Source organism: Paraburkholderia sp. CNPSo 3076 (genome assembly GCF_026343935.1).
GTDB classification, from domain to species: Bacteria; Pseudomonadota; Gammaproteobacteria; order Burkholderiales; family Burkholderiaceae; genus Paraburkholderia; species Paraburkholderia nodosa.
Map to the genome: position 1 here is coordinate 138414 of NZ_JAPMAL010000019.1, position 12440 is coordinate 150853.

Annotated in this window: 14 protein-coding genes and 1 tRNA gene; 10 read left to right on the forward strand and 5 right to left on the reverse strand. The window is 65.8% G+C overall.

The genetic code is table 11. The annotated features are described in order from the left end of the window. Positions 1-393 precede the first annotated feature (393 nt). The 3 genes from M3A49_RS22720 to M3A49_RS22730 all read left to right on the forward strand — a co-directional run bounded on the left by M3A49_RS22720 (position 394) and on the right by M3A49_RS22730 (position 4374). Complete coding sequence (locus M3A49_RS22720) at positions 394-1971, forward strand: UbiD family decarboxylase (RefSeq protein WP_266231131.1); 1578 nt, start codon at positions 394-396, stop codon at positions 1969-1971. 163 nt (positions 1972-2134) lie between these two features. Next, positions 2135-3607 (forward strand): NAD-dependent succinate-semialdehyde dehydrogenase, encoded by a 1473-nt coding sequence (locus M3A49_RS22725; RefSeq protein ID WP_266231132.1) that lies wholly within the window; start codon positions 2135-2137, stop codon positions 3605-3607. Between the two features lie 92 nt (positions 3608-3699). After that, positions 3700-4374: a LysE family translocator gene (locus M3A49_RS22730; RefSeq protein WP_254352058.1), complete on the forward strand. Its 675-nt coding sequence runs from the start codon at positions 3700-3702 to the stop codon at positions 4372-4374. 168 nt (positions 4375-4542) lie between these two features. Here M3A49_RS22730 and M3A49_RS22735 read toward each other — a convergent pair whose 3' ends face one another. Further along, on the reverse strand, positions 4543-4866 hold the full coding sequence (locus tag M3A49_RS22735) for a hypothetical protein (RefSeq protein ID WP_266231133.1): 324 nt from the start codon (positions 4864-4866) through the stop codon (positions 4543-4545). Between M3A49_RS22735 and M3A49_RS22740 the strand changes: the two genes are divergently transcribed. After that, on the forward strand, positions 4844-5146 hold the full coding sequence (locus M3A49_RS22740) for a hypothetical protein (protein WP_266231134.1): 303 nt from the start codon (positions 4844-4846) through the stop codon (positions 5144-5146). The genes M3A49_RS22735 and M3A49_RS22740 overlap by 23 nt on opposite strands. Before the next feature lie 148 nt (positions 5147-5294). Here the strand turns inward: M3A49_RS22740 and M3A49_RS22745 are convergent, their stop codons facing one another. Beyond that, complete coding sequence (locus tag M3A49_RS22745; protein ID WP_165822777.1) at positions 5295-5456, reverse strand: hypothetical protein; 162 nt, start codon at positions 5454-5456, stop codon at positions 5295-5297. A 601-nt stretch (positions 5457-6057) separates the two neighbouring features. Here M3A49_RS22745 and M3A49_RS22750 point away from each other — a divergent pair. The 5 genes from M3A49_RS22750 to trmB all read left to right on the forward strand — a co-directional run bounded on the left by M3A49_RS22750 (position 6058) and on the right by trmB (position 8813). Continuing rightward, positions 6058-6378: an EthD family reductase gene (locus M3A49_RS22750; RefSeq protein WP_254352061.1), complete on the forward strand. Its 321-nt coding sequence runs from the start codon at positions 6058-6060 to the stop codon at positions 6376-6378. 105 nt (positions 6379-6483) lie between these two features. Then, positions 6484-7047: a YggT family protein gene (locus M3A49_RS22755; protein ID WP_028205241.1), complete on the forward strand. Its 564-nt coding sequence runs from the start codon at positions 6484-6486 to the stop codon at positions 7045-7047. A gap of 109 nt (positions 7048-7156) precedes the next feature. After that, a tRNA-Gly gene (locus M3A49_RS22760) sits at positions 7157-7231 on the forward strand. A gap of 259 nt (positions 7232-7490) precedes the next feature. After that, positions 7491-7700: a hypothetical protein gene (locus M3A49_RS22765; protein ID WP_266231135.1), complete on the forward strand. Its 210-nt coding sequence runs from the start codon at positions 7491-7493 to the stop codon at positions 7698-7700. A gap of 330 nt (positions 7701-8030) precedes the next feature. Beyond that, the gene (gene trmB, locus M3A49_RS22770) at positions 8031-8813 is read left to right on the forward strand and encodes a tRNA (guanosine(46)-N7)-methyltransferase TrmB (protein ID WP_266231136.1); all 783 of its coding nucleotides are present in this window, start codon (positions 8031-8033) and stop codon (positions 8811-8813) included. 58 nt (positions 8814-8871) lie between these two features. Here the strand turns inward: trmB and M3A49_RS22775 are convergent, their stop codons facing one another. From M3A49_RS22775 to M3A49_RS22785, 3 genes are all read right to left on the reverse strand, one after another. Continuing rightward, complete coding sequence (locus M3A49_RS22775; protein ID WP_254352064.1) at positions 8872-9726, reverse strand: undecaprenyl-diphosphate phosphatase; 855 nt, start codon at positions 9724-9726, stop codon at positions 8872-8874. A gap of 88 nt (positions 9727-9814) precedes the next feature. Then, complete coding sequence (locus tag M3A49_RS22780; protein WP_254352065.1) at positions 9815-10402, reverse strand: DUF1439 domain-containing protein; 588 nt, start codon at positions 10400-10402, stop codon at positions 9815-9817. A gap of 80 nt (positions 10403-10482) precedes the next feature. Continuing rightward, positions 10483-10845 carry a YkgJ family cysteine cluster protein gene (locus tag M3A49_RS22785; RefSeq protein ID WP_266231137.1) on the reverse strand — a complete coding sequence of 121 codons (363 nt, stop codon included), beginning with the start codon at positions 10843-10845 and terminating at the stop codon, positions 10483-10485. Between the two features lie 165 nt (positions 10846-11010). Between M3A49_RS22785 and hemN the strand changes: the two genes are divergently transcribed. Continuing rightward, positions 11011-12396 (forward strand): oxygen-independent coproporphyrinogen III oxidase, encoded by a 1386-nt coding sequence (gene hemN, locus M3A49_RS22790; protein WP_266231138.1) that lies wholly within the window; start codon positions 11011-11013, stop codon positions 12394-12396. Positions 12397-12440: the final 44 nt, after the last annotated feature.

Below are 12440 nucleotides of genomic sequence, written 5' to 3' on the forward strand. Positions count from 1 at the left end.
AAAACGGCGACGCGTTGCGTCTGAAGGGCCGGGAAGGTGGTTAAAAATTTCAAACCCTGCAACCAATGTGGACGGATTCTAGCAGCCTGTTATAGATCGTCAATACTATAGAATGTCAAATCTATAACTAATTGTAATGATGAACACTGTTCAATCCGCCGGAAACCGCGCGCCAAGTGCCTCTGCGGCATGTTATGCGGATTGGCTACCAGCGTGTGCCAGCCAACACAGGTAAAATCGACAATCGTTACGCCGCGTTTCGTCCGGCTTCAAACGCCGGCCGCGGACTGCTGCCGCCCTGCAACCGCCGCGCTGATGCACAATCCGGCCCCAAACTGGCCGCGCGAGCCGGCCTGCCGGGCTGCCCACTGAGTTGCCCAAGACTGGCCCCCAATGAAATACAAAGACCTGCGCGACTTCGTTGGTCGCCTGGAGACGCTCGGTGAATTGCGCCGCGTCCCGCAAGCTGTCTCCCCGGTGCTGGAAATGACCGAGTTGTGCGACCGCGTCCTGCGCGCCGGCGGCCCGGCCCTACTCTTTGAGAACCGTTCGACGCACGCGTTCCCGGTGCTCGGCAATCTGTTCGGCACGCCCCGGCGCGTCGCGCTCGGCATGGGCATCGACGCGCCGGAAAGCGGCGGCGACGGCGCCGCGCTCGAGTCGCTGCGCGACGTGGGGCGTCTGCTCTCGGCGCTCAAGGAGCCCGAGCCGCCGCGCGGCCTGAAGGACGCGGGCAAGCTGCTCACGCTCGCCAAGGCCGTCTGGGACATGGCGCCGAGGACCGTGAGCGCGCCGCCCTGCCAGGAGATCGTCTGGGAAGGCAACGATGTCGATCTCGCAAAGCTGCCGATCCAGACCTGCTGGCCCGGCGACGCCGGCCCGCTCGTCACCTGGGGCCTGACCGTCACGCGCGGTCCCAACAAGACGCGCCAGAATCTCGGCATCTACCGCCAGCAACTGATTGGCCGCAACAAGCTCATCATGCGCTGGCTTGCGCATCGCGGCGGCGCGCTCGATTTCCGCGAGTTCGCGCTGAAGAACCCCGGCAAGCCTTACCCGGTGGCGGTCGTGCTCGGCGCCGACCCGGCGACGATCCTCGGCGCCGTCACACCGGTACCCGACACGCTCTCCGAATACCAGTTCGCGGGCCTGTTGCGCGGCGCCCGCACCGAGCTCGCGAAGTGCCTGACGCCCGGCGTCGACACGCTTCAGGTGCCCGCGCGCGCCGAGATCGTGCTCGAAGGCTTCGTCTACCCGCAGGTGGGCGAGCCCGGCCCGGCGCCCGTCGGCGCGCCGCCCCGCCCCGTCAAAGGCGCGAGCGCCGCGTACGAACACGCGCTCGAAGGCCCCTACGGCGACCACACGGGCTACTACAACGAACAGGAGTGGTTCCCCGTCTTCACGGTCGAGCGCATCACCATGCGCCGCGATGCGATCTACCATTCGACATACACGGGCAAGCCGCCCGACGAGCCCGCGGTGCTCGGCGTGGCGCTCAACGAAGTGTTCGTGCCACTCCTGCAGAAGCAGTTTGCCGAGATCACCGACTTCTATCTGCCGCCCGAGGGGTGCAGCTACCGCATGGCGATCGTGCAGATGAAGAAGAGCTACCCCGGGCACGCAAAACGCGTGATGTTCGGGGTATGGAGCTTCCTGCGCCAGTTCATGTATACAAAGTTCATTGTCGTGGTCGACGATGATGTGGACATCCGCGACTGGAAGGAGGTGATCTGGGCGATCACCACGCGTATCGATCCGGCGCGCGACACCGTGCTCGTGGAGAACACGCCGATCGACTATCTCGACTTCGCTTCGCCGGTGGCTGGCCTCGGCTCGAAAATGGGGCTCGACGCCACCAACAAGTGGCCCGGCGAGACGGACCGCGAATGGGGCCGCGCAATTGAGATGGACGCGGCCGTGAAGACGCGCGTCGACCGTCTCTACGACGAGCTCGGCTTTAGCCGCAGCTGACGCGCCGCGCGATCCGGCGCAACCCGGCGATACCCGGCGTGAGGCCTCGCGCACCACGCCGGCCGATTCATCCGCGACGCCTTTTCGCGACGCCGCGCTTACCGCGTCACGCCTCGTGCATGGCACGAGCCGCGGCGCCAGTGAACCTGAAGGAGACTCGAAGATGAGCTTGCCCGCATCGGAGCGCCTGACGCAACTGAACGATCCCGCCCTCTTCAAGACCCGCGCGTACATCGACGGCGAATGGAGCGGCGGTGCGGCCACGTTCGCCGTGCTCGACCCCGCCGACAACGCCGAGATCGCGAGCGTGCCCGACTTCGGCGCCGACGAGGCGCATCGCGCCATCGGCGCCGCGAACGCCGCGCTGCCCGCGTGGCGCGCGAAGACGGGCAAGGAGCGCGCCGCCATCCTGCGGCGCTGGTTCGACCTCGTGATCGAGCACGCCGACGACCTCGCCGCGATCATGACCGCCGAGCAAGGCAAGCCGCTCACCGAGGCGCGCGGCGAAGTGATCTACGGCGCGTCATTCCTGGAGTGGTTTGCCGAAGAAGCCAAGCGTGTGAACGGCGACGTGCTCGCAAGCCCCGCCAGCGACCGCAAGCTCATCGTGCTCAAGCAGCCGATCGGCGTGTGCGCCTCGATCACTCCCTGGAATTTCCCGATCGCGATGATCACACGCAAGGTCGCGCCGGCCATCGCCGCGGGCTGCACGATCGTCGTGAAGCCCGCCGAGCAAACGCCGCTTTGCGCGCTCGCGCTCGCCGAACTGGCGCAGCGCGCGGGCGTGCCCAAGGGCGTGTTCAACGTGCTCACCGCCGACTCCGCGAACTCCATCGCAATTGGCAAAGCCCTCTGCGAGAGCGACATCGTGCGCCATCTCTCGTTCACGGGATCGACGCCGGTGGGCCGCATCCTCATGCAGCAGTGCGCGCCGACGGTCAAGAAACTCGCCCTCGAACTGGGCGGCCACGCCCCCTTCATCGTGTTCGACGACGCCGACCTCGACGCCGCCGTGGAAGGCGCGATGATCTCGAAGTATCGCAACGCGGGCCAGACCTGCGTCTGCACGAACCGCTTCTATGTGCACGAGAAGGTGTACGACGCTTTCGTCGAGAAGCTCGCCGCCGCCTCACGCAAGATCAAGGTGGGCAACGGCTTCGAAGATGGCGTGAGCCAGGGGCCGTTGATCGACGACGCGGCCGTCGCCAAGGTCGAGCAGCACATCAGCGACGCGACTGCCCAGGGCGCGAAGCTCGTGGCGGGCGGCAAGGTCAGCTCGGGGCGCTACGTCGAGCCCACCGTGCTCGCCGACGTCACGCGCGACATGCTGATCGCGCGCGAGGAAACCTTCGGGCCGGTTGCGGCGGTATTCCGCTTCAGTGACGAAGCCGAAGTGATCGGCCTCGCCAACGACACCGAATTCGGCCTCGCCTCGTACTTCTATAGCCGTGACATCGGCCGCGTCTGGCGCGTGGCGGAAGCGCTCGAGTACGGCATGGTCGGGGTGAACACCGGACTCATTTCGAACGAGGTTGCACCGTTCGGCGGCGTGAAGCAGTCGGGTCTCGGGCGCGAAGGTTCGAAGTACGGCATCGACGAATATGTCGAACTGAAGTATCTGTGCATCGGCGTTTGAAGCACGCTTGAACCAGATTTGAGCCGCGACGCCCGCTTCCTCGCGGGTGGGCGTGCGCGGTACGCAGTCCATACCAACAAGAAATCGTTTTCATGTCTCACGTTTCCCTGCTTTCCGACGGCTTTTTTCTGTCGCTTTCGCTTTGCCTCGACATCGGTCTCGTCAACGTCGCCATCATCTCGCTCACGCTCACGCACGGCTTCCGCCCGGGCTTCTGGCTAGGGCTCGGCTCGTGTTTCGGCGACCTCATCTACGCCGCACTCGCGCTTGCGGGCATGGCCGCGCTGCTGCAGTTTTCGGCCGTGCGCTGGATCGTGTGGATCGGCGGCTCCGCCCTGCTGCTCATGCTCACGTGGAAGATGGCGCGCGAAGCGCTCAATCCGGCATCGGCGCCGCCCGTGGAAGGCGAAGCCGATAGCGCCGCGCCGCTGCCCAACCCGTGGCGCAGCTTCGGGCGCGGCGTGCTGCTCGCGCTCTCGTCGCCGAGTGCGATTCTCTGGTTTGCGGCTGTCGGCGGCGCGCTCATCGCGAAGTCGGGGGCGACGAGCGCTCGCGCGGCCTCGCTCTTTCTGCTGGGCTTTTTTGCGGGCGGGCTCGGCTGGACCCTGTTTCTTTGCGGACTGGCCAGCCACGGCCGCAAACGCGCCGGCACCGGCCTGCTGCGCGCCTGCCACATGCTTTCGGCGTTGCTTTTCGCCTACTTCTCGTACAGCGTGATCGTGCACGGCTATCGCGAATTGATCCTGCAGGGCGCGGGCGCGACGTAATCCGTCTCGGGCGCAGAGCGCGCCTTTGCACCAACCCGCGCGCGTCGATCTAGCGCGCCGTGCACGCGGCGAAAGCGAACGCCAAAAACAAACAGCGCAACGCGGCGTGAGCCGGCGTTGCGCCGTTCGTAAAACCTGCAGCCGGGCGGCGTGCGCCGCCCGTCACGCTCAATGACGGTAGTAGCCGTGACCGTAGTAACCGCGGCCGTAGTAGCCGCGGCCATAGTAGCCGTGGTGCCAGTACGGATTGCCGTAGTAGCCGTAGCCGCCGTAGCCGCCTACGACGACGGCGGGCGGCGGCGCGTACACCACCGGCGGCGGCGCATAGACCACGGGCGGGGGCGGCGGTGCGTAAACCGGCGCCGCATAGACGGGATAAGCCGGGGCCACCGGAATGCCAATGCCGATACCCACCGAGACGTGCGCCTGGGCCGCGCTGACGAACCCCACACCCAGCGCAGCGGCAACGATGAACGATACGGTCTTTTTCACTTCTCTTCTCCTGGCGGCCGCCAACGGCGACGCGCATATGACGGGCACTGCCCACGCATTCAATGTATCGAAAACGGCGGCCGTCATTGGTAGCCATTTGTTTCGAATTGCAATCCTGTTTTGGGGGCGCTTAATCGCGCGTCAGGCCCGGTGGGCGTGGCTGCCGCGAAAAACCGCCGCACGCGCGCCCGATCACGCCGCCATTCGTTACAAAAACCAGGGCGCTGTCATTGTTACCTGCACGAGGGCGTCGCGCGGCAAGGCTCCGGGTAATGTTTGATTACAAATTGGCTGACCGCGGCGACGTTCGAGTCGCTGCCGCCACGCGCGGGGAGGCTGTAAACGACGATGCCCGGTCCTGGGACCGGGCATCTCATCCGACCAGCCGACGGCGCACAAGCCGCCGGCCACGCGAGGCAAACTCTCCGCTATCCGACCTTCACGTACGTGAATTCGCGCGTGACGTTCGGCGGCACGTAAGCGCCGCTGATGCGCACGCGCGGCGTCAGGCGCTTCTTCTGATCCCACCAGCGGCGACGCTGAAAGGGCGTGAGAAACCGCAGATGCTTTCGGTAAGCGAAGATGCTCATGGTGAACTCCCCGAATCGGACTACCGACAGGAACAAACCCAATTGCACGGCTGCAACAATGAAACCGAAACGATGAAAAGTATTGTGCTCAGATTCCGGGACAAAAATTGCAGTGTTGCGAGATAGCCTCACGAGCGCCGTATATGCATAGCGCACTGTTCGTTGCGGCTTCCGCGTGCTGGGTTTGAGTTGCTGCGCACAGGTGCGCCGCCAGCGACCAGCAGAAATCGTGCCGCGTGAGGCTACCGGCGCGACGTCGCGCCCGTCACTGTCATTTGTAGTCCCACCGCCGGCGCGTGATCGGTACGAAAGCGAACATTTCGTGCGCGGCGCGGCCCCGGCGCAACACTCGCGCCGTGAGGCGCCCGCCTGGCGAGGTCTGTCGGAAACACTGTAGCCGTTCGCGGAAAAGCCTGCCGTGAGTGCAGCCAATTTGCGCGGCGCGCACGCCGGAAGCCGCGGCCGCCGCCGCGCGCCGGGCCCTCCCGGCAGCATCGATCGCGGATACTGGCGAGGCGTGAGCCGTGGTAATGTGGCGACGGCGCGCGCATCGCAACGGTAGGCAACGCGCGCCCATGGGACTCACCGACGAGCACGCACAATGATCAAGGTCAGCATCCTCTATCCGTATCGCGAGAACGGGCGTTTCGACACCGGGTACTACTGCACGCACCACATGCCGCTCGCGGCGAAGCTCTTTGGCGAATCGCTCAAGGGCTGGTCGGTCGACATCGGCATCAACGCCGGGCCGCCGGGCACGCCGCCGCCGTACGTCGCGGCCGGCCACTTCCTGTTCGAGACGGTCGATGCGTTCTACGCGGTGTTTCAGCCGCATGCCGACACACTCCTCGACGACATTCCCAACTACACCGACGGCGGAAATGGCACCATTCTGATCAGCGAGGTCAAGGTGCCCGTCTGACGTGCTCCGCGTGGTTGAACGGGGCGAGCGGATGCCTCGCATGACCTTTTATCGGCCGCCACACGCCAAGCGCGCCGCCACCCACACAAGAAGGAAACAACACCGATGTTCGGCGATATCGCCCGCTTTCTGCTCAATACGGTCTTCACCCTGTTCGGCGCCGCCCTGCTGCTGCGCGCCTGGCTCCAGTACGTGCGTGTGCCGCCGTACAACCCCGTGACCCACGCGATCCAGCAGGTCACCAACTGGCTGGTGCTGCCGCTGCGGCACGTGATTCCCGGCGTGCGCGGCATCGACTGGGCGAGCGTGGTCGCTGCGCTGATCGCGGCCATCGCCTACGTGCTGCTGATGGTATGGATCGCGGGCGTGGACCCACTGGGTCTTTTGCCGACGCTTCTGATCGTCGCCGTGCTCACGCTCGTGAAATGGGCGCTCAACCTGCTGATCTGGCTGACGATCCTGATGGCGCTGCTCTCGTGGCTCAACCCGCGCTCGGCGGCGATGCCCGTGCTGTTCCAACTGACGGCGCCGTTCCTCAACCCGCTGCGCCGCATCCTGCCGAACCTGGGCGGCCTCGATCTCTCGCCGATTCTGCTCTTCGTGATCGTGCAGGTGCTGCTGATGGTCGTCACCCGCGCGGCGGTTTCGCTCACGCTTTTTGGGATTTGATGACGCATCGGCATACGGTCTGATGCATCTGGCGGCGCGCCTCGCGCGCCGCGTTGCTTGAGCGCGTAATTGCGCAAGTAGGCCAAAAACGCGTAAAATAGCGCGCTCTGCGGGCGTCGTATAATGGCCATTACCTCAGCTTCCCAAGCTGATGACGTGGGTTCGATTCCCATCGCCCGCTCCACTTCGGCTTGCCGACCTCTCTTCGAGGCATGGGTTTTCAGACTGCGCGCCTGCCAGGACACCCCTGGGACGCCACACCCTCCCGACCGGCACGTGCCGGGCACGACCTGAATTCCTCCGTTGCACAATGCACTCTGGCGCTCCTCGGGTCCTCCCGCACGCGCCGCGAGCTGGTTTGCCGACCCGTATTTCGCTCGACTGCCGCATAACGACTCGCTGCGCGCCCCCTGGCGCACCAGTCCCCGATGGATCAATTTTTCATGTCCCGGCCGAGCGCGATCAGCCTGATCGTGCGCTCGCGCCAAGCCCTCCTCGCCGACGCCGACGAGCGCCCAGCCGCCGAAGCCGAGCGCCTGCGCGCCGCGGCCGCCGACCTCACGCGCCTGCTGCTCGACGTGCGCGCCGGGCGTGTGAACGTGTTCGAGTTGAGCGAACCCACGCGGATGCGGGTCGTCGTTTCAGCCGATTGAGGCGTCGAATGATAGGCGGAGCGGCACGCTGCGAGGCGCTGCGCGCCGCCTCAGCCGCCAGAGCCGTGCGAGCGCGCTGATATAATGCGCGACGGCTTCGGAGCCGCTGGGCTTCGAGCGCGCCGCGCCCGCCTGCCGGGCCGAAGGCCATCGCCGGTTCCGGCGAACGCCAAAGCCGCCCACAAGGCGTCCGGCCACGCCGGCCCGCGTAGCCCCCCGGCACCCGCGTCGCCGCGACTAGCCCGACATACCTCGCACCGAGCCGAAGGCGCAGCCCGCCCCCATTATCGACAGCCGCGACAGCCGCCGCTCTCACACCCACCCGCGAAGATGAATCACGATCCCAACGACGCCGCCCGTCCCGACTCCACGCAGTCCGACGCACAAGACGCCGCCTCCGACACGAACGCGCAATCAGGGGCCTCCGCCGACGACGCGCTGCACCACCGCCGCATCCGCAGCTTCGTGACCCGTGCTGGCCGCGTCTCGACCGGCCAGCGCCGCGCGCTCGACGAACTGGGCCCGCGCTTCGTCGTGCCCTACGCGCCCGAAGCCGCCGACTGGGACGGCGTGTTTGAACGGCACGCACCGCGCATCCTGGAGATCGGTTTCGGCATGGGCGCGAGCACGGCGGAAATCGCCGCCTTGCGCCGCGAGGACGACTTCCTCGGCGTCGAGGTCCACGAGCCTGGCGTTGGCGCGCTCCTCAAGCTGATCGGCGAGCAGAATCTGGAGAACATCCGCATCATCCAGCACGACGCCGTGGAAGTGCTCGAACACATGATCGCGCCCGCGAGCCTCGACGGCGTGCACATCTTCTTCCCCGATCCGTGGCACAAGGCCCGCCATCACAAGCGCCGCCTCATTCAGCCGAAGTTCGTCGCGCATCTCGTCTCGCGCATGAAGCCGGGCGCGTACCTGCACTGCGCGACCGACTGGCAGAACTACGCCGAGCAGATGCTCGAAGTGCTCAGCGCGGAGCCCGCGCTCGAGAATACGGCCGCCGACTACGCGCCGCGACCCGACTACCGCCCGGTGACGAAGTTCGAGCGACGCGGCCTGCGGCTCGGTCACGGCGTGTGGGATCTCGTGTTCCGCCGCCGCGAGGACTGAAACCGGGAACCGCATGGAAAAACGGGCGCCGTGATGTCACGCGGCGCCCGTTGCGTTTTTAGTCGTCCCAGCCTAGCCCGCCGCCATAGCCGAACAGCAGGACCACGAGACCGAAAGCGATCCGGTACCAGGCGAAGGCGGTGAAATCGTGCGAAGCCACGAAGCGCAGCAGCCAGCGCACACACGCGAACGCGCTGACGAACGCGGCGACGAAGCCGATGCCGAAGAGCCCGAGCCAGTCCACGGAAAGCTCGTGCCAGCTCTTGTACAGCTCATAAACGGTCGCGCCGAAGATCACGGGAATCGCAAGGAAGAACGAGAATTCGGTCGCGACACGCCGCTCGAGGCCGAACAGCATCGCGCCGATGATGGTCGAGCCCGAACGCGACATGCCCGGAATCAGCGCAAAGCACTGCGCGCAGCCCACCTTGAAGGCATCGAGCGGCGTGATCTCGTCAATCGAGTTCACGCGCGCGCCGCGCTGCTCGGCGACCGGCAGTCCCTTCGGGCCACGCAGGCGATTTTCGACCCACAGGATGACGAGGCCGCCGCCAACAAGGGCGAACGCCACCGGCACCGGCGCGAAGAGCACCGACTTGATCGTCTTCTCGAACATCAGACCGAGCACGACTGCCGGAATGGTGGCGACGATCACGTTGAGCGTGAAGCGCCGCGCATCGGGCCGAGAGGGCAACCCGACGACCACCTCGCCGATTTTGCGCCGGAACTCCCAGCACACGGCGAGGATCGCGCCAAACTGGATCACCACGTAGAAGGTCTTGGCATACTCGCCTTCGAAGTTGAGCAAGCTGCCGACGACGATCAGATGCCCCGTACTCGACACGGGCAGAAATTCCGTCAGCCCTTCGACGATGCCGAGAATCAAGGCCTTGCAGGTCAAAATCCAGTCCATCCCTTTTATCCCTCTTCTTTGAGCGTCGGGACGGCGCACGCCGCGCCGCACGACCGACGACGACCGCGTGCGCCGGCGTTTCGTCGGCCTACTTCTCGACGATCTGCACGCGTATGCCGTTTGTAAGGATGGTGATTGTACCGGGTTCGTAGTTGACGCCGGCAAATTGGAGCTGGTCGGGCTTGAACGTATAGACGGGGTAATTGTTGAGCAACTGGGTGGCGACGAGCGCGGCGACCGCGCTCACCTGCGGCGCGTAGGCGGCGGCGTTGCCCGCCATGTCGACGCCATCGACCGAAGGCGAGCGCAGCACCACGGCGCGGTTCGCGCTGTCGTAGGCGAGTTCGCTCGACACCGTGAACGCACCGCTCACGGGCTGCTGCATCAACGGGCTTTCGAGGTGCGCGTCGAGCCGCACGGCCACGCGATTGCGATCGGGCTGCAGCGTCACGACGGGGTTCGTGAGCGAGACGTCGATAATCTGCTGCATCGAGCGGTGATAGGGAAACTTGCGCTGCACCGCGTCCTGCACCTGCTGCTGCGAAAACGTGTAGTGATCGGGAATGAACGGGAAAATCCCCGTCGCACACGCGCCGAGCGACATCGCCGTACCCGCCGCAGCGCAGGCTGTGAACAGGAAGGCGCGCCGGGAAACGCGCGTTGCGGTGTGGACCATGCGAAATCTCCTTGTTGGGCCGGGACTGGCGCGCCGTCATTCTGGCGCATGGCGGCTGGGCGGCGCAGTTTGCGTCGGGTTCAGCACGAGGTTGGCGCTTGCGGCTGGGTTTGCGCCTCGAGACGCGTGAGCCAGACAATCGCCTCCTCGCGCGACTCGCCGCACATCTCGGGCTGCGGCTGCAGCCCTGAGCAGCACGCCGGCCGCAACGGCGAGCCGAAGATCATGCAGCGCAGGTCCTCGCCGAGTTGAACACAACGCACGCCGGCCGGCTTGCCTTGAGGCATGCCCGGAATCGGGCTAGTAATAGACGGCGCGATGCAGCACGCGCCGCAACCGGGACGGCAGGCGTGCACTGAGGCATCGGCGGGAAAAACGCTACTCACTTCGGCTTCCTGGAACTCTGACAATTCGTGTCCGCGCGGCGACGGACCAGACGGCATTGTGCCATTGCCCGTATGCGACCTTTTTACACAATCGCTTCTTCCTACGCGCTCGTACACTTTGTCCATCTGGCGCTGTAGGACAAGGGACAGGCCACCTGTGCGCGGCGTTCCGCGGCGCCGGACGCTGCCCACCCGTGCGCCGCCCTTCCCAGTGAGCTTTGCATGAGTGACGCAGACCTGCTCTTTCGCCCCGACCTGCTTGCCAAATACGGCGCCAACGGCCCGCGTTACACGTCCTACCCCACCGCCCTGCAGTTCCGCGACGACTTCGATCCCGCCGACTACCGCCGCGCCGCGGCCGATCCGGGCGCGAGCGAAACCGACCTCTCGCTGTACTTCCACATTCCGTTCTGCGACACCGTCTGCTTCTATTGCGGCTGCAACAAGGTCATCACGAAGAACCGCGGCCGCGCGAAACCGTATCTCGCGCAGATGATCCGCGAAGTGGAACTGCAGGCCGCGCTGTTCGACACGAAGCGCCCCGTTTCGCAGCTGCATTGGGGCGGCGGCACGCCCACCTTTCTCTCGCTGGAGGAAATGAGCGCGCTCATGGCCGCCACGCGCGAACACTTCGCGCTGCAGCCCGACGATACCGGCGAATACTCGATCGAGATCGACCCGCGCGAAGCCACGGCGCAGACCATTGCGCATCTGCGTTCGCTCGGCTTCAACCGGCTGAGCCTCGGCGTTCAGGACTTCGACCCGGTCGTCCAGAAGGCGGTCAACCGCATCCAGCCGCTCGAGCTGACCGTCGACGTCATGAACGCCGCGCGCGCGAACGGCTTCGAATCGGTCAGCGTCGATCTGATCTACGGCTTGCCGCACCAGAACGTCAAAGCCTTCGGCCGCACGCTCGAGACGATGTTGCTGCTCGCGCCCGATCGCATCTCGGTGTTCGGCTACGCGCACATGCCGCATCTGTTCAAGATGCAGCGTCAGATGGACGAAGCGCCGTTGCCCACGCCCGCGGAGCGCATGGCGCTGCTGAGGCTCGTGATCGAGCAGCTCACCGAGGCGGGCTACGTCTACATCGGCATGGATCATTTCGCACTGCCCACCGACGAACTCGCACGCGCCCAGGCGCAGCGCACGCTGCACCGCAATTTCCAGGGTTACAGCACGCGCGCCGACTGCGACCTGATCGGCTTTGGCGCCTCGGCGATCGGCAAGGTCGGCGACGTCTACGCGCAAAACGCCAAGGACCTGCTCGGCTACGGCGCGGCGATTGGCGCGGGCAAGCTCGCGACCGCGAAGGGCGTGCGCCTCACTGCCGATGACCGTCTGCGCCGCGACATCATCACGGAACTCATGTGCAATCTCGAACTGCGTTACGACGAGTTCGAGGCCATCTACGGCGTGCGTTTTCCGGCGGCCTTTGCGGGCGAACTCGAACGGCTGCGCGAGTTCGAACGCGACGGGCTGGTTGCGCGCAGCGCCGACCGCCTCGAGGTGCTGCCCGCCGGGCGCATGCTGGTGCGCAATATCGCGATGGTGTTCGACCGCTACCTTGGCGCGCAGCAGCCAGAACGATTCTCGCGGACGATTTGACGGCTTGCCGGCGCCGCGCAGTTGCCTGAGCGGGCGATTTGCGT